General features: G+C 48.2%; 21 protein-coding genes, 8 tRNA genes and 1 rRNA gene. 1 reads left to right on the top strand and 29 read right to left on the bottom strand.

All coding sequences use genetic code 11. From position 1 onward, the window contains the following. Positions 1-69: 69 nt before the first annotated feature. From trxB to hprK, 17 genes are all read right to left on the bottom strand, one after another. Positions 70-1,035, bottom strand: coding sequence for a thioredoxin-disulfide reductase (gene trxB / locus BP95_RS0124440; RefSeq protein ID WP_021252843.1), 966 nt, complete (start codon positions 1,033-1,035; stop codon positions 70-72). 39 nt (positions 1,036-1,074) lie between these two features. Next, on the bottom strand, positions 1,075-2,886 hold the full coding sequence (locus BP95_RS0124435) for a tetratricopeptide repeat protein (protein WP_021252844.1): 1,812 nt from the start codon (positions 2,884-2,886) through the stop codon (positions 1,075-1,077). Between the two features lie 417 nt (positions 2,887-3,303). After that, the gene (hisIE, locus tag BP95_RS0124430; protein WP_021252845.1) at positions 3,304-4,008 is read right to left on the bottom strand and encodes a bifunctional phosphoribosyl-AMP cyclohydrolase/phosphoribosyl-ATP diphosphatase HisIE; all 705 of its coding nucleotides are present in this window, start codon (positions 4,006-4,008) and stop codon (positions 3,304-3,306) included. Beyond that, entirely contained in the window at positions 4,005-4,763 is a 759-nt protein-coding gene (gene hisF, locus BP95_RS0124425; protein WP_021252846.1) for an imidazole glycerol phosphate synthase subunit HisF, read from the bottom strand. The genes hisIE and hisF overlap by 4 nt, the downstream gene beginning before the upstream one ends. Before the next feature lie 24 nt (positions 4,764-4,787). Continuing rightward, complete coding sequence (hisA, locus tag BP95_RS0124420) at positions 4,788-5,531, bottom strand: 1-(5-phosphoribosyl)-5-[(5-phosphoribosylamino)methylideneamino]imidazole-4-carboxamide isomerase (RefSeq protein WP_021252847.1); 744 nt, start codon at positions 5,529-5,531, stop codon at positions 4,788-4,790. 33 nt (positions 5,532-5,564) lie between these two features. Further along, on the bottom strand, positions 5,565-6,209 hold the full coding sequence (gene hisH, locus BP95_RS0124415; RefSeq protein WP_021252848.1) for an imidazole glycerol phosphate synthase subunit HisH: 645 nt from the start codon (positions 6,207-6,209) through the stop codon (positions 5,565-5,567). A 3-nt stretch (positions 6,210-6,212) separates the two neighbouring features. Then, positions 6,213-6,821, bottom strand: coding sequence for an imidazoleglycerol-phosphate dehydratase HisB (gene hisB, locus BP95_RS0124410; RefSeq protein WP_021252849.1), 609 nt, complete (start codon positions 6,819-6,821; stop codon positions 6,213-6,215). Between the two features lie 440 nt (positions 6,822-7,261). Next, entirely contained in the window at positions 7,262-8,590 is a 1,329-nt protein-coding gene (gene hisD, locus BP95_RS0124405; RefSeq protein WP_021252850.1) for a histidinol dehydrogenase, read from the bottom strand. A 72-nt stretch (positions 8,591-8,662) separates the two neighbouring features. Further along, a complete protein-coding gene (gene hisG / locus BP95_RS0124400) occupies positions 8,663-9,316 on the bottom strand; it encodes an ATP phosphoribosyltransferase (RefSeq protein ID WP_021252851.1) in 654 nt (217 codons plus the stop codon). 20 nt (positions 9,317-9,336) lie between these two features. Beyond that, positions 9,337-10,554 (bottom strand): ATP phosphoribosyltransferase regulatory subunit, encoded by a 1,218-nt coding sequence (locus BP95_RS31300; RefSeq protein ID WP_036667602.1) that lies wholly within the window; start codon positions 10,552-10,554, stop codon positions 9,337-9,339. 276 nt (positions 10,555-10,830) lie between these two features. Beyond that, positions 10,831-12,000 (bottom strand): acyltransferase, encoded by a 1,170-nt coding sequence (locus tag BP95_RS31295; RefSeq protein WP_231515191.1) that lies wholly within the window; start codon positions 11,998-12,000, stop codon positions 10,831-10,833. Between the two features lie 89 nt (positions 12,001-12,089). Further along, the gene (locus BP95_RS31290; RefSeq protein ID WP_021252855.1) at positions 12,090-13,268 is read right to left on the bottom strand and encodes an acyltransferase; all 1,179 of its coding nucleotides are present in this window, start codon (positions 13,266-13,268) and stop codon (positions 12,090-12,092) included. Between the two features lie 94 nt (positions 13,269-13,362). Further along, complete coding sequence (locus BP95_RS0124375) at positions 13,363-14,592, bottom strand: polysaccharide deacetylase family protein (protein WP_028533455.1); 1,230 nt, start codon at positions 14,590-14,592, stop codon at positions 13,363-13,365. A gap of 157 nt (positions 14,593-14,749) precedes the next feature. Then, a complete protein-coding gene (locus BP95_RS0124370; protein WP_021252857.1) occupies positions 14,750-15,259 on the bottom strand; it encodes an acyltransferase in 510 nt (169 codons plus the stop codon). A 2-nt stretch (positions 15,260-15,261) separates the two neighbouring features. Further along, entirely contained in the window at positions 15,262-15,909 is a 648-nt protein-coding gene (gene ppaX, locus BP95_RS0124365) for a pyrophosphatase PpaX (RefSeq protein ID WP_028533453.1), read from the bottom strand. 9 nt (positions 15,910-15,918) lie between these two features. Beyond that, positions 15,919-17,085, bottom strand: a complete 1,167-nt coding sequence (gene lgt / locus BP95_RS31285; protein WP_036667600.1) for a prolipoprotein diacylglyceryl transferase — start codon at positions 17,083-17,085, stop codon at positions 15,919-15,921. Positions 17,086-17,123: 38 nt separating this feature from the next. After that, a complete protein-coding gene (gene hprK, locus BP95_RS0124355) occupies positions 17,124-18,062 on the bottom strand; it encodes an HPr(Ser) kinase/phosphatase (protein ID WP_021252860.1) in 939 nt (312 codons plus the stop codon). 379 nt (positions 18,063-18,441) lie between these two features. Between hprK and BP95_RS0124345 the strand changes: the two genes are divergently transcribed. Next, positions 18,442-20,262 carry a fibronectin type III domain-containing protein gene (locus BP95_RS0124345; protein WP_081819971.1) on the top strand — a complete coding sequence of 607 codons (1,821 nt, stop codon included), beginning with the start codon at positions 18,442-18,444 and terminating at the stop codon, positions 20,260-20,262. 176 nt (positions 20,263-20,438) lie between these two features. Here the strand turns inward: BP95_RS0124345 and BP95_RS0124340 are convergent, their stop codons facing one another. The 12 genes from BP95_RS0124340 to BP95_RS0124285 all read right to left on the bottom strand — a co-directional run. Continuing rightward, the gene (locus tag BP95_RS0124340) at positions 20,439-21,560 is read right to left on the bottom strand and encodes an ABC transporter ATP-binding protein (protein WP_021252862.1); all 1,122 of its coding nucleotides are present in this window, start codon (positions 21,558-21,560) and stop codon (positions 20,439-20,441) included. Positions 21,561-21,672: 112 nt separating this feature from the next. Then, positions 21,673-22,791 (bottom strand): PucR family transcriptional regulator, encoded by a 1,119-nt coding sequence (locus tag BP95_RS0124335; RefSeq protein ID WP_231515208.1) that lies wholly within the window; start codon positions 22,789-22,791, stop codon positions 21,673-21,675. Positions 22,792-22,898: 107 nt separating this feature from the next. Then, positions 22,899-23,096 (bottom strand): hypothetical protein, encoded by a 198-nt coding sequence (locus tag BP95_RS0124330; protein ID WP_139170656.1) that lies wholly within the window; start codon positions 23,094-23,096, stop codon positions 22,899-22,901. Positions 23,097-23,173: 77 nt separating this feature from the next. Continuing rightward, positions 23,174-23,249: transfer RNA gene (locus BP95_RS0124325), tRNA-Lys, on the bottom strand. Positions 23,250-23,254: 5 nt separating this feature from the next. Then, positions 23,255-23,340, bottom strand: a tRNA-Tyr gene (locus BP95_RS0124320). Positions 23,341-23,349: 9 nt separating this feature from the next. Beyond that, positions 23,350-23,425 (bottom strand) — tRNA-Phe (locus BP95_RS0124315). A 52-nt stretch (positions 23,426-23,477) separates the two neighbouring features. Beyond that, positions 23,478-23,554: transfer RNA gene (locus tag BP95_RS0124310), tRNA-Asp, on the bottom strand. A 13-nt stretch (positions 23,555-23,567) separates the two neighbouring features. Continuing rightward, positions 23,568-23,643 (bottom strand) — tRNA-Thr (locus tag BP95_RS0124305). Between the two features lie 6 nt (positions 23,644-23,649). Then, positions 23,650-23,725: transfer RNA gene (locus BP95_RS0124300), tRNA-Val, on the bottom strand. A gap of 23 nt (positions 23,726-23,748) precedes the next feature. Then, a tRNA-Met gene (locus BP95_RS0124295) sits at positions 23,749-23,825 on the bottom strand. 33 nt (positions 23,826-23,858) lie between these two features. After that, positions 23,859-23,947, bottom strand: a tRNA-Ser gene (locus BP95_RS0124290). Between the two features lie 113 nt (positions 23,948-24,060). Continuing rightward, a 23S ribosomal RNA gene (locus BP95_RS0124285) occupies positions 24,061-24,384 on the bottom strand; the annotation flags it as partial.

Raw genomic sequence — 24,384 nt, 5'->3', positions numbered from 1 at the left:
TTTAATCGTACGAAAATAAAGAGGGAGCCTACTGGCTCCCAACTTTCGAAAAGTGAGTACTTTTTTACCTTATTGATTCAAAGACTGGCTCCAGTCCTGCGTAATATGTCCTTCCAAGAACTTCTCGCAGTCCAAAGCTGCTTGGCAGCCAGAACCTGCTGCTGTAATCGCCTGACGATACTTCGTATCATGCACGTCACCTGCAGCAAATACGCCTGGTACACTCGTTTCCGTAGAACCTGGCTTCACAATTACATAGCCATGATCATCCAGTTCAATGTGACCTTTCAAGAAATCTGTGTTTGGCTTGTGGCCGATAGCAACGAACAAACCGTCCGTTTCCAGAATTTCTTCTTCGCCTGTCTCATTGTTTTTCACCTTGAGACCTGTAACACCCATGCCTGTAGATACGACCTCAATTGGAGTACGATTCAAGCCCCATTTGATCTTCTCATTATTCTTCGCGCGATCCTGCATAATCTTCGATGCGCGAAGCTCGTCACGTCGATGAACGAGTGTCAACTCGGAAGCGAAGCGAGTCAAGAAGCTTGCTTCCTCCATCGCAGAGTCACCACCGCCGACAACAATGATTTTCTTCCCACGGAAGAAGAATCCGTCGCATGTCGCGCAAGCGCTGACCCCTTTACCCAGGTTCTCTTGCTCACCTGGAATATCCATATATTTCGCAGAAGCGCCTGTTGCTACAATTAACGTTTCTGTGACAATCTCGCCTACACCTTCAACTTGAAGTTTAAATGGACGGCTAGACACATCAACACTGTTTACCCAGCCTGTCTTGAACTCCGTACCGAAGCGCTCAGCTTGCTTACGCATATTGTCCATCAATTCAGGACCTTGGATGCCTTCTGGGAACCCAGGGAAGTTCTCAACTTCTGTAGTCGTCGTCAACTGTCCACCTGGTTGTGGTCCCTCGATCACAAGCGGGTTCAAGTTGGCGCGAGCCAAGTAAATCGCTGCTGTATAACCAGCAGGTCCTGTGCCGATAACAACTGATTTATATACTTTGTTCTCCATGGGGTTGGCCTCCCTTATAATCAAGTATTTATTTTATCTTCATGTAAAGGATTGCTTGATTTTAGCTTCTACCTGACAAGTGTCTTCCATTCGTTTCACATGCTTGGCAACGGTAGTTGCCGATACACCATATTGCTCTGCTGCAAGCTGATAGGACATCTCACGGCGTATCATCTTCGCGATAATGAATTCGATCGCTGCAGCCCAGCTTTCCGCCTTGCCAATTCGTGGCACCTCATCGGGATATAAGTGCGTAATAAATTCAATCCAAAGCGTCTCTGCATCATGCATCTGAAACAGATCGTACCGCTCTTTCATAGAATCACGCAATATATCCAGTACCTGCTGCCATTGCGACTCCCAGACTGGCAGACGATTCGCAATATGATTACGGTGAACTTGAATGTACTCGCCCTTCCATTCTACCTCAATTGGATCTTCTACCCCATGCATACGCAGCACATATACAGCAACCTGCTTCATGTATGCATCCTGATCTGGATCCAACAGCATAGAGCGAAGCGCATCATTTGCTTCATCGTCACCGAGCAAGCTCATCGCTTGGAGTGCCTGAAGCTTGACATCCGGCTCACCGAATCGCAGTGCCCAGAATAATGAAGCTCGTACGAGCGGATCTTTCTTGAGCTGCTGCTCCCAATCCTTGCCGTCCCCTGAACGACTCGAACGACTGCCATCAGTTGAAGCAGCCTTTGAAGCAGCCCTGCGGCTAGCCTCCTCATAAGGTAGACGATAATGATAGGTTGGCATAGGATCGATATCTCCCCCATCACGCTGCTGCAATCGTTCCATATAGTACGTTGCTATGCCGGAATCGGGGTCCAGTCTGCGGCATACTGCCCACCAGCGAGATGCTTCCTCATATCGACCTAAGCGGCAAGCCGCTACAGCCGCATAATGGTAAATACTCGCTTCCCGCAGCATATGGCCTGTTACTAAGCGGCGCAAATGCTGATAAGCTAGCTCATGCTCATCCAACATACCCATCGTAGTCGCAATCTTGAACAGATGCTCCCGATAGAAGGGCTGAATCTTGCCAATCATTGCAATAAGCTGCTGGACGACAGCTTCATTGCCGGCATGGCGCTCGAATATAGCCAAGTTGCACAATGCGTGCAAGTTCCCTTGATCTCTCTCAAGCACGGCATCAAGTGCCTCCCGCGCTTCATCGAACTGCCCCATATAATAATAAGCTAACGCCAGGTTGTTCCATGCGGCCAAATAATCTGGATCCGAATCCACAACCCGCTTCAACAATTTCTCTGCCTCGACGAACCGGCCGGCTTCGAGCAGCATGCGTGCTTCTGCATGCTCATCCTCTGCCTGCTCAGAGATTCCCATCTCTTCGTCGCTCAGCGCTGACGGCAGCTTCGCAGCTGACGATTGAACTCCCACATTCTGCTCACCGCGATGCTGTGATGAAGAAGACTGCTTCGCCTCGAAACGAATCATTTCGAGCATTTCCTCCGCTTCTTCCGTATACATTCCTGTGAGATCACGGGATAAATACGTCTCAAGCATCGCCTCCGACTCCTCGAACTGCTCCATATAAGCAAAGTTATTCGCCATATAATAGTAGCATTCATTCATATTCGGATCGAGTTCATGCAAGATGTGGTGCAATGTATCGTTAGACTCTTCGAACCGCCCTGCTTCTGCAAGCGTTCCTGCTAGATTGCACTGCAGGATAGGGTTGTCCGGTTCGCACTCCACCGCCTTGCGAAAATATGTCAACGCCTTGTCGTAGTGCAGTCGTTCCAACGATTGTACCGCACGTTCAGAGAACGAAGCAGCATCCATCGGGAACATAACTACCTTGTTCTGTTCTGCCATCGCCAAGGCCCCTCCTGACACTCATATACTGTACACATACCCAACAGTATATCATATTGACGCTCAATTCCTGCATCCCTTTCGCGAAGTCTTTCCAAGGGACAGATTCAAACCTCGCGTTTCTCTGTAGATTCAGGCAGAAGCCTCTATATTTCCCACAACCGCAAGGGTCGGAGATTTCAGAAGATGCACCTCGGTAATACACCAGAAAATCGATGTTTTATTTTTATATAATAATAATTCTTATCTTATTATAACTCAAATCTTGATCACAGGCAATCTGTTGACCCCTATTTAGATATGTTCATATTCAAGTTCACAACCACGCAAACAACGAACAATAGGCGGGCAATTGCATTGCGCACCTCTCATAAGGAACACATGACATCGCCCGCCATCCTATGCAGCTTGTAATCATTACTTTACTTTCCCATTCTGATTATACGTATCCCGTCTAGCCCCACGGTGGCGCGCCTCCAGTACGGATAACACGTCTCCCAGCGCAATGTTGCGTTCGCGTAGCAGAACAAGCATATGGAACAGCAGATCCCCAATCTCCCCAACTAGTTCCTCCTTGTTGTCATTCTTCGCTGCGATCACAACCTCGGTAGACTCCTCGCCTATCTTCTTCAATATCTTATCGAGACCCTTCTCGAACAAGTAGGTTGTATATGATCCCTCAGGACGCTCAATCTGCCGCTGTGCTATAAGGTTCTCCAGCTCTGCCAGCACCGAATTTACAACTGGCGCATGATTCTCTTCTTCCCTCACATATCCCATATGGCCACTTTCGAAGCAAGTACGGCTTCCGGTATGGCAAGCCGGTCCGCTTGGACTGACCTGCACGAGCAGTGTGTCCTGATCACAATCCACGGCTATGGATACGATTCGCTGCGTATTGCCTGACGTTGCGCCCTTGTGCCACAGTTCTTGACGAGACCTGCTCCAGAATACTGTCTCTCCTGTCTCGCACGACAAGAGCAAGGATTCCTGATTCATATACGCCACCATAAGGACTTCCTTCGTGATGGAATCCTGTACAACAGTCGGCACGAGGCCGTATTCATTCCAACGGATGGATGCAGCCAAGCGTTCTCCATCTACTATTACTTGTTGCGTCATCGTACATGTACCCCCTCTGCGTGAAGCGCCTCCTTCACTTCTGCAATCGATACTTCTTTATAGTGGAATATTGACGCTGCAAGCGCAGCATCGGCATGTCCTTCCGTAAATGCCTCCACAAAGTCACCTGCTCGCCCTGCACCGCCTGAAGCAATAACGGGGATGCCGACAGCATCGGATACTGCACGTGTCAGCTTATTATCGAAGCCATCCTTCGTTCCGTCCGCATCCATGCTTGTCAGCAGCAATTCCCCTGCCCCAAGCCGCTCCACCTCTTGTGCCCAAGCCACTGCACGCAATCCAGTAGGTGTACGCCCACCGTGAATATACACTTCCCATTCTCCCCAGGTCTCATTGTACTTGGCGTCGATGGCTACTACGATGCATTGCGACCCGAATCGCCGCGCACCATCCGTTATGAGACTTGGCTGCTTCACAGCCGCTGTATTTATGCCGATCTTGTCCGCACCTGCACGCAGCATGCGCATCATATCATCGACAGAAGAGATTCCGCCACCCACTGTAAAAGGAATCGAGATTTCTCCTGCGGTCTGCCGTACTACCTCCACCATCGTTGCCCTACCCTCGATAGACGCGGAGATGTCTAGGAACACCAGTTCATCTGCGCCCTCCTGATCATACAGCGCAGCAAGTTCCACCGGATCTCCAGCGTCACGAAGCTGAACAAAATTGACGCCTTTTACAACACGGCCATCCTTCACATCTAGACAAGGAATTACACGCTTCGCCAACACCGCAATCGCCCCCGTTCCGTATGGCTAGCTTCGTACGGCTGCCTCCAGCCGTACTGCATCTGCCAAATCAATGCTGCCTGTATAGAGTGCCTTGCCAATAATTGCTCCACCTACACCATCAACCGCATACTTGGATAGAGCATGAATATCATCCATACTGCTGACGCCCCCAGAAGCAATTACGGTCTGCCCCGAGACCTTCGCCAGTTGTACAATTGCCTCGATATTCGGCCCCTTCATCATGCCGTCTCGAGAGATATCCGTGAAGATGAATGTCTTCGCCCCTGCCGCAGCAAGCTCAGCCGTAAGCACGCCCGCCTTCACTTCCGAGGTCTCCAGCCAACCACGTGTGGCAACGAATCCATTGCGGGCGTCGATGCCAATCGCAATGCGGTCGCCATACTTGCCAAGTACGGTTTCAACGAAGCCACGATCCTCTATTGCCGCTGTGCCCAATATGACACGTGCCACACCCGCTTCCAGCAGCTGCTCAATGTCCTCAAGCGTGCGCAGGCCGCCGCCAACCTGTATCGGAACCGCTACAGACCGTGCAATTTCACCAATGAGCTCCGCATTGATCGGGCGCCCTTCCTTCGCTCCATCCAAGTCCACCAGATGAATCCAAGAAGCGCCATTCGCTTCCCAACGCTGCGCTACTTCTACAGGGCGCTCATCGTAGACCGTCTCTTGCCCATAATCCCCTTGTACAAGCCGGACACACTTTCCCCCGCGAATATCGATTGCTGGATATATCGTGAACGCTGCCATCTGCCTCGCCTTCCTCTCCCATCATTCTCCTGTCTATGATCTGGCCAGTTGTATGGATTGCCTGCCCGAGCCAGTCAGCGCCAAAAATCTCCCTAACAGGCGCAGTCCCAATGCTCCGCTCTTCTCCGGATGAAACTGCATTCCATATACAGAGCCGCTCCCTACTATTGCCGCGACTTCAACGCCTCCATAGCTGCACGTCGCAAGTACATCTGATTGCTCTTCCGCAACTACTCGGTAGGAATGTACGAAATACACATAACCATTCTCCGCCTCTCTCGCCAATGGATGTGCTGCTTGCTTCCACATCAGCTCATTCCAGCCCATATGCGGCACCTTATAAGATCCGCCCTCGAAACGCACCGCACGACCTGGCAGCATGCCTAATCCCTCATGGTAGCCATGTTCATCGCTTCCCTCGAACAACAGCTGCATGCCTAGGCAGATGCCGAGCATTGGCTTGCCTCCTTCAACTACCTCCTGCAGAGTGGGAATGAGCCCGCTTCCCCGAAGCGCCTGCATGGCATCTCCGTATGCCCCAACCCCTGGAAGAATGATGCCGTCAGCAGTCAGCAATTCCTTACGGGAACTGGTCAGGACGACCTCATATCCTAATCGCTCCACTGCCTTGCTAACACTATGAAGGTTCCCCATCCCATAGTCGACCACGGCGATCATGAGCTACAGCACTCCCTTCGTAGAAGGAACACCTTGTACCCGCGGATCAACCGATGTCGCTTCATCAAGCGCCCGCCCTAACGCCTTGAATACCGCTTCAATCATATGGTGCGTATTCTGTCCGTAATGAACGATGACATGAAGTGTAATTCTCGCCTCCAGCGCTAATTTCCACAGAAACTCATGCACAAGTTCCGTGGTGAACGTGCCCACTTGGGCGGATGGATAGGAAGCTCTGTATTCGAAATGAGGTCGGTTGCTTACATCGATAATCACTTGAGCCAATGCTTCATCCATCGGAACAAACACAGACGCATACCTCTTGATCCCCGACTTGTCGCCCAAAGCCTCTCTTAATGCAAGCCCGAGACAAATGCCGATATCCTCAACTGTATGGTGATCATCGATGTCGATATCACCGGTAGCATCGACCTTCAGATCAAAGTGACCGTGCTTCGTAAATAAATCCAGCATATGCATAAGGAACGGAACGCCAGTATCCAACTCACTTTTTCCCGTCCCATCAATCGAGAATGACAACTGAATATTCGTCTCATTCGTCTTGCGGGCAATATCCGCTTGACGTATACGGCTAATCGCTTCCTGTACCATTAAAAGTTCCGCCCTTCTGTTGAAGATTGCAGTTTTTATTCTTACTTTCTATGATCTAAGAATCCGCTATTCCAATATAAGCTTCGCAGCTCGTTGACTGCACCTAGCTTCTCACGGTTCCCTCTCCACTGTTCCCCGTCTTTCACTGTCTCTCTTTACTTTCCATGCCGCTCCACCAGGTTTCTATTTATGTTCTCCACTCTATCTCTATGATTTCTAATACCTCTATAATTTTTTTATCCCCACTATGCCTGCTAAATCAGGTATGTCTGTCAAATCAGGCATGTCTGCCAAATCAGCCATTTGTTACAATTTCTACTATCACTGCTATCTCTACTATCTCTTTTTATTGCCACTATACTTACTATCGTTATTGATATAGTACTGCTATAATTCCTGCGCTTCTGTTGCTGCTGTTTCTCTTAATCCTACTCTTACTGCTATCGCAACTGTTCTATGACGCTATGCGTAGCTTCAAACTCCGCGTTTGCCTGCTCTCGCAGACGAACCTCAATTGCCCTGGCATGCCCCTCTAGCCCTTCATGGCGAGCCAGTTCGATAATGGCCGCCCCATTCGTCAGCAGTGCTTCCTTGCTGTAACGAATTAAGCTCGACTTTTTCATAAACATATCTACATCGACGGGGGAAGAGAAGCGCGCGGTTCCATTCGTCGGAATAATATGGTTCGGTCCCGCGAAGTAATCTCCAACCGGCTCAGAGCTGTAAGCACCAAGGAAGATTGCCCCAGCATTCTCTATAAGCCCGAGCCACTCCATAGGCTCTTCTGTCATAATTTCCAAATGTTCAGGAGCCAATCGATTCACGACTTTGACACCCTCGCGCAGATCCTCTACCACGATAATTGCCCCGTATTGCTCTATAGAAGCAGAGGCAATGTGACGACGAGGCAGTTCCTTCAATTGACGTTCAACCTCGATTGACACAGCTTGAGCCAGATCCATGGAGTCTGTCACCAGGACAGCCGATGCCATCTCGTCATGTTCAGCCTGGGACAATAAATCAGCTGCCACAAATACAGGATTAGCCTGCTTATCCGCTAACACGACAATCTCTGAGGGCCCTGCCATACTATCGATATCAACGACCCCATACACTTCGCGTTTCGCTAATGCTACGAAGATGTTCCCCGGGCCGCATATTTTATCTACTGGGGCAATTGTATCCGTCCCATAAGCTAATGCAGCAATCGCCTGTGCACCGCCAACCCGATACATTTCCTTTATACCCGCTTCGGCAGCCGCTACGAGTATGTATGGATTGATTCCTTCCGTCCCACCAGTAGCTGGAGGAGTGACCATTACGATCTCCGGTACACCTGCTACTTGAGCAGGGATCACGTTCATGAGAACAGATGACGGGTATGCAGCTTTGCCGCCTGGCACATATACACCTACGCGCTTCAGTGGACGCACAATCTGTCCAAGCAGAGTCCCATCTGGTTCGAACTCCATCCATGATGTCCGCTTTTGTCGCTCATGGAACCGTCTGATGTTGCTTGCAGCTTGACGAATGGCCACTAAGAACGCTTGATCAACCTGCTCGTAAGCCAATGCAATATCCGACTCTTCTACACGAAGCTGTTCTTGGGTAAGGACGGTCTTATCGAACTCCCTAGTATATTTGATTAGTCCTGCATCTCCCTCATGCCGCACATCGCTCACAATCCGCTTTACACTGTTCAATTGCTCGGGGGTACCGTAATCAATTTTCCGATCCAGGCTCCAGTCCGCTGCTTGTAAGATCCGCATCTCACTCTCTCCCTCCTAATCCCCTGCTGCAATAGACTTCGTTGATCATCCATACTGATGACTAAGAACATCCTAACGAATGGCCGCTGACTTCTCCAATGTCTGGGGCACAATCCGTTGAAGCCGTTCGCACAAGCTCTGAATGGCCTCGCTCTTCATGCGATAACTTACCTGATTGGCGATCAGTCGGCTTGTAATGCTGAACATCTCCTCTAGCTCTACCAAGCCATTCTCTTTCAGTGTCTTGCCTGTCTCCACCATATCCACAATTCGATCAGCCAGACCAATCAAGGGAGCCAGCTCGATGGAACCATTGAGCTTAATCACCTCTACTTGCTGACCTTGCTCACGAAAATATTGTGAGGCTACATTCGGATACTTCGTTGCGACCCGCAAGTGGCTGACCGGCTTCCATGATGGCAATCCGATGACCGACATCCGGCAGCGTGCAATCCCTAGATCCAGCAGCTCATATACGTCCTTGTCTTCCTCCATTAATACATCTTTGCCGACGATGCCGATATCAGCCGCTCCATACTCCACATAAGTCGGGACATCAACAGGCTTCGCCATAATGAACTGCATGCTCGCTTCCGGCACATCTATAATCAACTTGCGCGACTCATCCTCATCCTCTGGAACATAGAGTCCAGCTTGACGGAACAAGGCAGATGCCTGCTTGTAAATGCGGCCCTTAGGCATTGCAACCTTAAGCCAATCTTGCATAAGTCGTTCCTCCTTCGTCGTCAAGCGCGATTCGTGAAGGCAAGCACCTTGCTTCCTCGATCACCACATGTATCGGGCTGCACCCCCGCCTCAACACTTCCGTCCAATCGTTTCTCACCTACAGAATCGATATATTGCGTCACCACTTTCTTACCTTCCTTCCGCAGGCGTGCCGCTTCCCGGAATGCCTCCTGACGGTGAAGCTCATCATATTGAATAGTGAGTATCGCTATATCTTCATCTACTCTATCTCTATTAATGGACAAGGCATCTACAATACGGGTCGTCTGAAGAGCAAATCCAGTTGCGGGCGCCGAGCGACCGAACTGCTGCAGCAAATTATCATATCGTCCTCCGTTTAAGACAGGGAATCCAGTATCCGCCGCATAACCTTCGAATATGGTACCTGTATAGTAGGAAAAGTCACCTAGCATCGTTAAATCCAATAAAATATGCTCTTCCACCCCGTAGGCTTCCAGCACATCCCACACTTTCTCTAAATGATGGATGGATTCCATCATCGCTGGCACATCAGCTATACCGCGAGCTGACTTCAGTACATCTCGGCCTCCCCGCAAATGCAGCACTTGCTCCAGGCAGCTTCGATGCTCTTGATCTATAGGCAAGTTATGAATGAGCTCTCGATAACCAACTACATCCCGTTGTACTAGGCGCAGCTTCAATTGTGTCTGTACCTCGTCCTGCTGGGGAAGTGCATATTCGAGCAGCCCTTCCAAAAAGCCATGATGTCCTAGTGCGACCTTAAACCGTTCAATCCTCGTTGCTTCTAAGCAAGCAATCGACAGTGCTATTACCTCAGCATCGGCGTCAGGAGACCCATCCCCAATCATCTCTGCTCCTGTCTGGTAGAATTCAGCTTCACGTCCCGCCTCCTCCTCCATTGAGCGGAACACATTCGCATGGTAAGACAATCGAATAGGGTACGGCTCCTTGCCGAGCAAGGATGCCACAACTCGCGCTATTGGTGCAGTCATGTCAGAACGAAGCACCATTGTTGTACCGCGTTGATTCAACAACTTGAATAGCTTGTGATCAGAGGTTGAGCTCGCCGTACCTACCGTCTCGTAATATTCCATTGTCGGTGTAATAATTTGCGCATAGCCCCAGCTATCCATCGTGCAAAGTGCTTTCCTTTCAACTGCACGCAACCGGCGCACAGCTTCTGGCAAATAATCACGAACACCCGAAGGCTTCTCGAACATTCTCGGCTTTGTCATTGCGTCACCTCGGAATTAGTTGCTTTAGTGAGTTAATATGTTAACATGTTACCTTATTAGCAAACCAAAGAATTTTACTGGTAATATTAACACGTAATATTTTCATCGTCAATCCATTTTCAATGCAATTCCCTTTATTTCTCTCCTCCCCCACAATCCCCAGCCCGAGCTTCCTGCACAAAAGAAAAGGAACACCCTCTATCCTTGCAAGCTGCAAGAATACAGGGTGTCCCTTAAGTGCAGAAGATGTATACATGTCCTGCTCTTCTGGTGCCGTTAAGAAGCATTCGTACTCCTAATCATTTCAACTGCTGCGGCTGGATTCTTCCGATTCTGCATCCAATCGCGTGGCGGGGCCCCTAATCCAAATGAAGCGCCCGGTATAAATCGAAGTGCCTCATACACGATGATCCATGACATCCCGAGGGCGAACACATAACCAATAAAGATGAATATTGGATATAACGATGCGCTCCCCTTATGCCACGGAAACTGTCGATACAGGGCAAGGAACGCGGGATGAATGAGGTAAATGCCGAAGGATAGATCCCCAAGCTGAGACAGTAGTCTTCTTCCGAGCTCTGGTAGACGGCGTTCCAGATAGAAGGCAAGTTGGATGAGTACAATTGCAGATAACAACGTATGTCCGTTCCAGAGCAGTTCATAAATAAGTGAGTTCATCTCTTTGCCCGTGGAGCGTGTCCAATACCATATCTGCACATGTAGCAGCGCGAATCCAAGCCATAACAACCAGATTGAACCTGTTATCAGCTTATAGCGTACCGAGCAGGCTCGCCCCAAAGAATCAAGCCAAGGGCGTACTTTATGAAAGTTAATTCCTAAGTAAGCACCTGCGAAATAAAAGCTTATGTATGACAGCGAAATACTCCCTTTTGCCGGAATTTGCACGCCATATTTGTTCCATAATACATACCCCCATTGCAAGGCCAAGCCGAGTGGGATGGCCCAAGCGACAACTCGCCGGGAGCGAAATAGCATTAGCAGCAACGGGAACAATAAGTAGAACTGTATACTAATAAACACAAAATACAAGTGCGTATATGCAGTTCCTGTTAATAGCTTCGTAACGAACATAGGTACTGCTTCACTCCACGAACGCTCTGGATACCAAGTTACCTGCACAAGCATAAAATAGAAGACTGAGCAGATTAGATAAGGTATGAATACATAGCGAAATCGATTCTTATAGAACTTCCCCAGCACCTGAGGCTGCAGCTTATCTCCAGCACCATAGTTATAGAAGAGCACCATGCTGCTAAGTAAAATAAATGTTGGTGTACCGTACTTGAAAAAGGTATACCCATAAAATAAGCTTGATGTCTTCATCATCGCTGCGGTTTCCGAAGTTGCATGGACACTAATAACACCAAGCATGGCAAGTGCGCGCACGATAGAAAGAGTCGAAATCCGTTCTTTCCGTGCCACTATTGCATCCCTCCATTCACTTTGCGGGGTTCGTTATACGATCCAACTTCATGAGGATAGACCTTTGCCTCTGCGTGTATTGTGATAACCTAATTTGGAGGATGCACTGTCGTCTGTGTTGGTTGGTTCTGCCTCTGTACATTCCCGCTTCTTTTTTTCGGTACCGCCCCAAAGAACATCCAACTGAACGGAATATAGCGATGACATAATTCTACAATAGCCCAAGATAGAAGGAACGCACACAGGAACCCTCCCCCGATATACAGCGCATAACTAATCGAGTCTCCGCCTCCTAGCGGAATCTTGCGATAGAGATATAAGATCACGGGATGAATCAGATAAATGCCGAATGAGACGTCTCCGAATCTAGTAATTAACTTCACGAATCTCTCAGGAAATCTGCGTTCAATGTATTGAGATAATTGAATGAGTACGACGCACGACAGCAAAGCATGGGCATTCCAAGCTGCCTCATACCATAACGTATTGAAGCGCATACCATATTTATAAGTTGCATACCATAGCTGAACATGGCCGAGTGAAGCCGCAATCCACACGAGCCACACCACCGCCGTAATCCAGCGATCACGTCTGCTGCCTTCAGGAGTTAGTGCATTGAACCAACCTTGTATGCGGTTCCAATACACACCGATGAACGCCCCTACCATGACATAGATCGAGTAGGACACAAGCAGACTCCCCTTGTATACAATATGCAGGTCTAGCTTGTTCCAAATGACAAAGCCCCAATGTAGGGCAAATCCAATAGGAATGGCCCATATCGCTGATTTTACGGAGCGAAAGAAGTACAATATAACCGGAAATATCAAATAAAACTGAATTAGAATAATGACATAGTATAGGTGTGTGTATGCTGTTCCTTTAATTAAGCTGACAACATAGGCCTGTAAGGTATCTCCCAGACCACGACTGCGATAGGCAAGCCAATGATTCAACAGAAAATAGCAAGTAGAACAGATTACATAAGGGAGAAGAATTAGTTTTAATCGCTTGGTGTAGAATTCCTTTAAGGAGCTCCATGAGGTTAATCCTTTGTCGCAATAATTATAAAACATGACGAAGCTTGTCAGCAGCAAAAAAGCAGGAACAGCAAATTTGCTGAACACATTCATAAAATTATAGACAACAAATGAGTCGGTTGTCTGTGTCGCCTTAATCGTCTGCGATGTAGCATGGATGCACAGAACTGCCATCATCGCGATAGCTCTATATATCGATAAAGATGAAATGCTCGACTTATTGCTCATGTCATCCATTCTCCCCATACCGAGGAATCAAGGGTGTCGAATCTAAGAGGTAACTCGGCAAATAATAAGTTTTATCGTATGACAACGTTCGAGGTTATTTCCCGGGAAACAACCTCACAATTTGTTGAACGTCGTCAATTTCGTATTTTATACCGAATAGTTGATGAAGCTGGTGCAGTGACAGATACCAAATGTCCTTTTTTTTAACCGGCGTAAGCTCGGAATATATGGGTGCTTGATCCCAACTTACTGTATAGGAAGTCTTTGCACGCCCAAGCTGCACATTTTTCCCCTTGTTCCCCATGCGTTCTAATAATTCTGATGTTCGAATTTTCTGATTGCCTGCATTTATACGGAATCCATTTGTTGTCGTCCGTTGATTGATACCTGGCTTTACCGTGAAGGTAACATGAATACCTAGCTGCTTGCACACTTCCAATACATCCTTGTTATACGCCCCGTACGGGAAGGCAACCACACTATACGTATTGCCAAGCATCTGCTTTAAGCGATCTTCAGCTCGCTTAAGATCCTTTTTAACCTTCGCTGTAAATTCCGTGCGTGGCTCCTTGCGATGCAGCTTCTTCAAATATTCTGGCTTGGACAACATCGGCCTCAAGGAACCCTGCTCATTAACCACCGTATATACATGCGAATTGTACGTATGGCTGAAGAAGCTCATTCCATTTCGCTTCATCTCACGCATCTGTTCCCATGTCAGCTTCGGTCGTCCGGCACTCTTGCGATTGTCAATCGTAGAGACAATGACGAAGTTCGTCGCAGGTATATGGTACTTCTGCATGATCGGGTACACTTCTGTATAGAAAGATTCGTACCCATCGTCGAAGGTCATCAAGACCGCATTCGGTGGAACCGACCCTCCATGAAGCATAAAGTTCATATACTGATCCATGGAAATGAAATGATAGTTATTATGGAGTAAAGCCTGAATCTGCTCTTCCAACTGATTCGGTGAAATAAATGTGACGTTATCTGGATTCTTCTGAACATTGTGGTACATCAGTGTCACTACTTCATCACGATAATGGACTGGTGTATACACCCATTGTGAGTCCAGATTATCCGTTGGTGCCAGGTCTAATTGCTTGTCTGTCGTACGCACTTGAATGCCGAAGGCATTCTTCAGGGCGTCGGCTGGGACATACCATTCATTCCCCATTAACAATGCCTGCTCTTCCGAACCGTTGTACCCGTCCCATACAATACGATGTGATAGCGCCTGTACCCCATCCGTATTCAAGAACAACGTGCTGCTTAGAAGAGCTATGAGCAATATGACACCTACAGTGCGTTTCTTTCGCATGTCGAACTTCCCTCTTCTTCCAGTAACATTACATTTATTTTAATCTAACATACTTCGCAAGTGTTGTCATTTTTGTTTCCATATTCAAATTGTTTGTAAATACCAAAAAAAGTGGCAGGTGGGGAGCCCCTTTCCTACCACTTCTCAGCTTATCCTTCTATTGTGAGGATGCTTCTATCATGGGAGCTGCATCCCGAATAACCCGCATGGGATTGCCGCCAACCATTTGACCAGGCAATACGTCTTTATGCACGACTGTTCCCGCCGCGACAACAGCGTGATCCCCAATCGTGACACCCGGCAAGATCGTACTATTGGCTCCAATCATCACATGACTGCCAATCCGAACCGTTCCAAGCCGATATTCGTGTGTCAAATACTCATGTGCTAAGATCGTGGAATTATAGCCGATTATCGTATTATCCCCAATCTCGATTCGTTCAGGGAAAAAGACATCCACCATCGCCATTAGACCGAAGGCTGTGCATTCACCTACCTTCATGCGCAGCAGCTTGCGATATATCCACAACTTCAAACGCAAGGAGGGGCTGTATCGTGCAAGCTGAATGCAAATGAAATTCCACATTCCCTTCCAAGGACTGACGGTTCGGTAGATTTGCCATAGACTGTTCGGCCCTTCGACAGGATGCCGCTCCACATCTCTCACTTCTATTTCCGCTCCAATCCGACCAATGCGTACAGATCCCGCATGTCATGAATAATATGGCGTGGCTCGTATTGGCTAAGGACAGTTTCTCCCTTCAGCGACCAAGCTACACCGCATGATATTACGCCGGCAGCGTTCGCAGATAGAATATCAGCCGGACTATCACCAACCATAATTGTCTGTGCTGGATTTGCCTGCAGTGCTTCAACGGCTCGCAGCACCGGTTCAGGATGCGGCTTCGGATGATTGACATCTTGTACAGTAACAATCGTGCTTAAGTAATCAATGAGTCCGAACATACGCAGCGCCCGCTCTGTTGTCGCCCGCATTTTTGTCGTCACGACACCAAGCTGAATGCCTGATGCATGCAAATCCGCCATCACTTCCTTCACATAAGGAAACTCACGAACAAGCTCATCATGGCGTTCTAAATTGTATTTACGATACGCTGCTACCAGTTCATCCACCTGATCCTGCCCTGTAAAAATTCGAAGCTGCTCTTCAAGCGTTAATCCCATACTCGGGATAATATGTTCACGAGTGAACGGTGACGGCGTCTTGTCCCGCAGAACGTGGAGAAATGTCTCGATAATCAGCTCGTTCGTGTCGATAATCGTGCCGTCTAAGTCAAACAGTACCGTTCGTATCATTTTCATTAATTACTCCTTCTTGCTCTCGTTATGATCTTGTAGTTGGTTATCTTTCGCTTCATTCGCATCATCAATGTCAGATGATTCCTGCACAGCTTCGGTTTGTGCAGCTTCGGTTTGTGCAGTTTCGGTGTTCACAGTTTCCGATTGTGCATTGTCTGAATGCTCTTCCGCAGATGCTCCTGTATCATGTACATTCTCTTCGGCCTTATCCACCTGTGTCGTCACTGCTTTTTTCGTGCTACCAGCAGCAGCCTCCGTACGAAGGGTTGACACGATCGGCGCATGATAAGGAACTCGCGCGGCACCAGTCATACGACGAATAATAATCATAATTACACCGGCCACAATCAAGAAGATCGCTAGCAGCTGCGAGATACGTACATTTCCATACGCAGGATCAAGGAAGCCTGGCTCGAATACGACCGTCATTGGCGACCACAATCCATCAATAAGCGACACTACCCAGTCTGAACCTTGGTAAGCCAAGCTATCCGTGCGAAGGCCTTCGATAAAGAATCGGCCGATGGAATACCAAATGAGGTAGCTGATGAATACTTCACCACTGCGAACACTGCGCAGACGTCGCAAGCCGAATAACAGCAACACTCCTATGAAGCTCCACAGAGACTCATACAGAAAGGTTGGGTGATGGAATGTGCCTTGGACGTTCATTTGATTCACAATAAAATCAGGGAGGTGCAAGCTATTGCGCAAAAATGATTCCTCAACCGGCCCTCCATATGCTTCTTGATTCACATAGTTCCCCCACCGTCCAATCGCTTGTCCGATGAGAAGTCCTGGTGCACAAATATCTGCAATCCGCCAAAAAGTATATCCTTTCTTACGGACATAGATGAGCGCGCAGATGACTGCACCTATGAGAGCACCGTAGATGGCAATGCCCCCGTTCCATATTTTAAAGACATCTACCCAATTGTCCTTATATTCATCCCACTTGAACGCGACATAATACGCGCGTGCCCCGATTAATGCGGAGGGTACACCGAACAATACCAAATCCATAAAGAAATCTTGGGATATGCCAAATCTCTTCCCTTCCCGAATCGCAAGCAGCAGCCCAACCAGTGCAGCGGTACCAAGAATAATCCCGTACCAATGCACTTTCAATGGTCCGAGCTGAATGGCTATCGGGTCTAGCAGCATCGTTGCCATGCTCTACACTCCTTCATTATATTAGGCTACACTGATGATCAATCGAAATCGTCCATATCCTCGGCAATCGTTTCCGTCAGCTTGTTCGTAAACTGCAATGCCGCATTGTAACCCATACGCTTGAGGCGATAGTTCATGGCTGCTACTTCAATAATAACGGCCAAGTTCCGACCTGGGCGAACCGGTACGGTAACAAGAGGGACATCCGTATCAATAATTCTCGTTGTCTCTTCATCAATGCCAAGACGATCATATTGCTTATCTTGCTGCCAATTCTCTAGAGAGATGACCACGCTGATTCGCTTATTGTTCCGAATAGCACCTGCCCCGAACAACGTCATCACGTTGATGATGCCGATACCGCGAATTTCAAGCAGATGGCGGATCAGCTCTGGTGCCGAACCGTGCAATACATTGTCAGAAGTTTGACGGATCTCTACCGCGTCATCCGCTACTAGACGATGTCCGCGTTTAACCAGCTCTAAGGCAGTCTCACTCTTACCAATCCCGCTGCCGCCAGTAATTAGCATACCAACACCGTATACATCGACCAGTACACCATGAATGGTAGCCGTTGGTGCCAGCTTTTTCTCAAGGAAGCTCGTAATGCGACTCGATAGAATCGTTGTTGCGGTGCGCGAGCGCAGCAGAGGCACTCCCTGCTCCTGACATACGTCGAGAATTTCCTGCGGAACCTCGAGTCCTCTTGTTACGATGATGCAAGGCATCTCTTCCGAGCAGAACAATTGCATACGCTCTCGCTTCGTCTCGGGGGAGAGCATTTCGAAGAAGGCAAGCTCAGTCTTACCAAGAAGCTGTACTCGTTCCTTCGGGTGATATTCGAAATACCCGGCCATCTCGAGGCCTGGGCGATGTAAATCATCAACAGTAATTGTTCGCTTCAAGCCTGTATCGCCAGCCAGCACCTCCAGGTGGAACTGTTCCACCATTTCGGAGACCTTTACCTTTTTGGCCATCGTCGTTCACTCCTTCGTCTCCGGCATTGCTCACAATCGATTACGTCCTGTTATGATGCCAATAATGCCGTATCTCTTTGTATTCATCGTATAGGAAAAACTAGCTTTTTTCAACGTTCCATCTTTCGCAAGCACAACCTTGGCATATTCCACGATTTTTTTCCATATTTGTTGAAGGGATGCAGGAAAATCACCCTATCTCCACGAATATTCCAAACTACCTATCGATAAGGAGGTGTATGATATTTATCCCGATTCCCGTACCTGGCTGATAAATAGGTTAAGCGAGCAGGACGATGAATCCGAAATCCACCTATGACGACTTCCTTGTCAGGCCCATTCGTCCATAACCTTATATTTGAACGAAGGAGGCAATCATATGAAACGAAGTTCCTTACGTCTGTCAATGAATCCGCTTCCAAAATTATTTTCATCCCTTGCTCTCGTCTTTATCCTCTTGTTGTCACTCTTCCCTGCCACTGTCTTAGGGGCGGCAGCCCCATGGTCACCGAATACCGCCTACAAAACCGGGGATCTCGTCTCCTATAGCGGCAAGACTTATGCTTGCATTCAGCCGCATACTTCACTAACCGGCTGGGAACCACCGAATGTCCCTGCTTTATGGAAGCTGTCAGCAGATGAGCCTGTTGACACGACACCTCCTACAGCCCCAACCAACCTGCGCGCATCTTCAATTGGCATTACTGAAGTCGTATTAGCCTGGAACCCAGCTACGGATAATGTGGGCGTCGTATCTTACGAAGTGTATAATGGCTCACAACTGGCAGGCACTACGAATACCACATCGTACACTGCCAAAGGACTTACCCCAGACACAGCCTACTCATTCAGTATCAAAGCCCTCGACGCTGCTGGCAACCGGTCAGAAGCGAGCAACAGTCTGGCCGTCCATACGAATACGGCCCCTGTGGATACAGAACCCCCAACTGCCCCAACAGGATTACAACTGTTGTCTGCTACACCAACCAGTTTAACCCTCTCGTGGAATGCATCGACCGACAATATTGGCGTCGCCGGATATGATATTCTCCTTAACGGAACCAACGCTGCTTCAACATCCAACACGACCTACACATTGACTGGGCTCACTGCAGCCACCTCTTACACGATTCTCGTTCGTGCCTACGACGCTGCCGGCAATCGTTCTGCGGACAGCAACATTCTTACTGCTGATACCCCTCAAGTTCCGATTGGCAGCGGCTCAAAACAATTAATCGGCTACTGGCATAACTTCGATAATGGATCGACCAATATCCGCTTAAAGGATATATCTCCGCGCTACGATATCATCCAGGTTGCATTTGCTGAGCCAATCGGCGATCGAGTAACAATGGCCTTCACTCCTTACAACGCAACGAAGGAACAATTCAAGGCTGATATCGCTTTACTTCAATCCCAAGGCAAAAAAGTGCTTATTTCGATTGGTGGGGCAAATGGAACCGTCGAACTCACCTCTACCACAGCTAGAGATAGTTTCGTACGTTCTATGAATGATCTCATTCAAGAATATGGATTCAACGGAATCGACATTGATTTGGAAGGAAGCTCGCTTGCCTTGACTGGTGCCGATACCGACTTTAAAAACCCAACAACACCGAAGATTGTTAATCTCATTAGCGCAATCCGGACGATTCTACAAGGAAAATCCTCAGACTTCATGCTAACTATGGCGCCAGAAACTGCATATGTACAGGGTGGCATGGTTGCATACGGTGGCCCATGGGGAGCTTATCTGCCTGTAATTTATGCATTTAAAGATCGCTTGAACATCCTTCATGTTCAACATTACAATACAGGCTCCATAACCGCACTGGATGGACGTTCCTATAGCCAGGGCACAGCGGATTTCCAAGTAGCTATGGCTGAAATGCTGCTGCAAGGCTTCCCGGTCAACGGCAACGCATCCAACCGCTTCCCAGCATTGCGCGAAGACCAAATCGCCATCGGCTTGCCAGCTGCTCCAGCTGCAGCAGGCGGCGGTTATACGTCACCTGCAAATATCGATAAGGCATTGCAATATCTCGTCAAGGGAACGGCATACGGAGGTACCTATCAGTTGATCAAACCCTCAGGCTATCGCAACTTCCGTGGGGTCATGACCTGGTCCATCAACTGGGATCAAGCAAGTGGAAACAACTTCTCCCAGCCTGTACGCACCACATTGAATGGGTTGCAGTAATTGGGGGACTATGGATCTAAGAAATTCAAAAACAGGCCTCGATTTTGAGCAAAAATAAAAGCGGTTCAATCTTCCACGATCCGAACATCCATACTTCACTGAACATACAGATTACGAAACAAAAACATGCAAAAAAGGCTGGCCCTCAGGGCCAGCCTTCTATTTATTGTATCCAATTAGCTTTCGAACAAGTTCAACTCGGAATCTTTGTCGAAAATGTGGATTTTGTTCATGTCGATAGCAAGCTTCACATTTTGGCCTTCTTTCGCGTTAGAACGTCCGTCTACACGAGCGATAACCGTTTCCTTGCCTACACCTGTCAAGTACAAGAACATTTCATGACCCATGTTCTCTGTAACTTCGATAGCTGCAGAGAAGATGCTGCTTGGGGAAGCTTCCAAGAATACTGGCTCTTCATGGATATCTTCGGAACGCACGCCGAGAATAACCTCTTTGCCTACATATCCTTTTTCCTTCAAAATTTGTGCACGGCCTGCAGGAACTGCTACATCCAAGCCAGTCGCCTTGAAGCGGAAGTTGCCGCCTTCTTCAGACAATACACCTGTAATAAAGTTCATTGTAGGGGATCCGATGAATCCTGCAACGAACATGTTAACCGGATGATTGTACAATACGTCCGGGGAAGCTGCTTGTTGAATGATACCGTCTTTCATAACAACGATACGGTCACCCATCGTCATCGCTTCGATTTGGTCATGCGTTACGTAGATAACAGTTGTTTGCAAACGCTTAGCAAGCTTGGAGATTTCCGCGCGCATTTGACCGCGCAATTTTGCATCCAAGTTGGAAAGTGGTTCGTCCATCAAGAATACTTGTGGTTCACGAACGATCGCACGACCCAAGGCAACACGCTGACGCTGACCACCGGACAAAGCCTTAGGCTTGCGATCAAGCAAGTGCTCGATGTCCAAGATGCGAGCTGCTTCACGAACGCGCTTGTCGATATCTTCTTTTTTGAACTTACGCAGTTTCAAACCGAATGCCATGTTCTGATACACGTTCATATGCGGGTACAACGCGTAAGATTGGAATACCATCGCGATATCGCGATCTTTAGGAGCAACGTCATTCACAAGGCGGTCGCCAATGAACAATTTACCTTCAGAGATTTCTTCAAGACCTGCGATCATACGCAGTGTTGTCGACTTACCGCAACCAGATGGGCCTACCAATACGAGGAACTCTTTGTCTTGAATGTCCAGGTTAACATCCTTAACTGTTGGATTATCTGAACCTGAGTACTTCTTGTAAATATGTTCTAAACGTACGCCTGCCATGTGCGTTTCCCCCTTATAGTTAGATACAATGTAATCGGTTACTTTCGATACATTTATCTTACCGGAACCCTGTACAAATGACCATACACAAACTGCACAAAAAATGAATGGCCTATTTTGTTACTTTGTACAATAGCAATATCAATTTTACCAACACAGCATCCGTAAATTGACGAACGTCCAACCCGGTCTCATGTTTAATCTTATCTAATCGGTATAATAGCGTATTGCGATGGATATAGAGACGCTTGGCTGTCTCGCTTACACTACAGTCATGCTGGAAGAACGTATCCAGCGTAGACAGTGTTTCTACATCATTGAAGCTGTCTGCCTTCGTAACGACACGCTGCAGAAACTGCTTACGAACCGCATCTGGTATACTATTGACAAGCCGTTCTAAATGCAGCTCCCATGGAAGATGAATATTGTCTGTGACATGGAACGTCCGCCCCAAGTACATCGTTTCTCTCAGCTGGCTAACGACCGACGGCATACCTTTCACCGGTGCAAAAGGATACCCAATGGACAGCTGGCTGTCACCTACCCATTCACTGGCCACCAGCTCATACAGTCCCAGACAAAAAGAAGTAAGCTGCTCTTCCATCGTCTCCTTCGTTTCTACATCCTCATCTGCCTCACTAACTTGAATCAGTTGCTCGGGACATAAGATCAGCCACTCCTTATCCGATAAAGGAAGGAGGATCAATTCTCCGCCAAAATAAGACTTGAGCAGTTTATATAAATGCTTGTACCCTGGCCCATCTCGATGAGCATGTTCCGCAACAAGCAAGAAAGGCACTGTCTGTGTGAACATTTTCGTCTTCCATGAGAAGGAGTCCGGAATTTCCGCGGCCGTATCTCCATCTCGCATGTGCTCGATGATCCATTGACCGATTAGATAGGCCTGCTGCTCATCCGTGACATGAACCGTATCCATCGCCGGTTTCGGTTGATGCTGCATCAACAGCACTAATTCAAGCCATTGCAGCTCTTGTCCCGATAGCGATTTCCCTTGCAGCTTCATGACTTCGGTGGTGGTCTTACCCTGCTTCCATAACAAATACCATTCCTCATCATGCTTCACCATCGTACGAGGAGATGGAGTTCCATCCTTCACTCCCACAGCTGCTGATATCCAATCTTCCCACTGTGCCGTTGATATGTGTTGCGACTCTAAGCGCATACCTGTTAGTCGCTCGATTTGCAGTTGTAATGCTTGCTTATCCATCATCGCTCTCAACCCATTTCATCCAGCATAAATTACTTCCATTGTACCATATCAAGATACAAAAAAACCGGACTGGCTAATCCCAGTCCGGTACTTATGTATGATGAGTGTTATATGCGTTGTTTAGCAACCTGTTTGTTTTGTTTCATTCCCATCCATTCTTCTGCAGCCAACACGGCCACTATACTGCACGCATAAATAATACCCGCTATCCTTGGCTTCCCGATTGCGTCAAAACATTTTGCAATACCAAAGCCAATAAACGTAGTTGCCACAAACACAATCACTCGTATGATCCACTTGTTCATGCTGTCTTCACCTACATTCGGTATAGTTGTGAACATACAAAAAAACCTCAACTTCCGCTGAGATTGATTGAATAAACTGGTGAGCCATGAAGGACTCGAACCTTCGACACCCTGATTAAAAGTCAGGTGCTCTACCAACTGAGCTAATGGCTCGCAAATGGTGGAGGATGATGGATTCGAACCACCGAACCCGGACGGGAACAGATTTACAGTCTGCTGCGTTTGGCCACTTCGCTAATCCTCCATTTTGCAATGGTGGCTTGGGACGGAATCGAACCGCCGACACAAGGATTTTCAGTCCTTTGCTCTACCGACTGAGCTACCAAGCCGTATTCAATTAAAAAAAGTGGGGTTGACCTCCACTTTTACTTGAGATAAAAATGGCGGAGCTGACGGGATTCGAACCCGCGGTCTCCTGCGTGACAGGCAGGCATGTTAGGCCTCTACACCACAGCTCCAGGATGGTTAAAATGGTGCCGGCGAAAGGAGTCGAACCCTCGACCTACTGATTACAAGTCAGCCGCTCTACCAACTGAGCTACACCGGCATATTATGGTGGACGCTGACGGGATCGAACCGCCGACCCTCTGCTTGTAAGGCAGATGCTCTCCCAGCTGAGCTAAGCGTCCATGTTGTTGTAAGAAAGGTAATATGGTAGCGGCGGAGGGAGTCGAACCCACGACCTCACGGGTATGAACCGTACGCTCTAGCCAGCTGAGCTACACCGCCATATTATCATCAATTGTATCACCAGAATATAACTGGCGGAGAGAGAGGGATTCGAACCCTCGCGGCTGTTACACCCTAACGCTTTAGCAAAGCGTCCCCTTCGGCCTCTTGGGTATCTCTCCAATTCGTTAAGGTGCGCAATACGCTTGTCCACCGTATTATACGCGATTCATGATACAATTACAAGGTTTGAACCTTGAAAACTGAATGCGAAAGTGTCGTGCTCTGAATCAAATAGGATAAGCCCTCGACCGATTAGTATTGGTCAGCTCCACACATTGCTGTGCTTCCACCTCCAACCTATCTACCTCGTCGTCTTCAAGGGGTCTTACTAATTGGGAAATCTCATCTTGAGGGGGGCTTCACGCTTAGATGCTTTCAGCGCTTATCCCTTCCGCACATAGCTACCCAGCTATGCTCCTGGCGGAACAACTGGTACACCAGCGGTGCGTCCATCCCGGTCCTCTCGTACTAAGGACAGCTCCTCTCAAATTTCCTACGCCCGCGACAGATAGGGACCGAACTGTCTCACGACGTTCTGAACCCAGCTCGCGTACCG

This window comes from Paenibacillus sp. UNC217MF, assembly GCF_000686865.1.
Classification (GTDB): domain Bacteria; phylum Bacillota; class Bacilli; order Paenibacillales; family Paenibacillaceae; genus Paenibacillus_B; species Paenibacillus_B suaedae.
The sequence above is the reverse complement of the archived record's forward strand: the minus strand, read 5'-3'. Positions and strand labels throughout refer to the sequence as shown.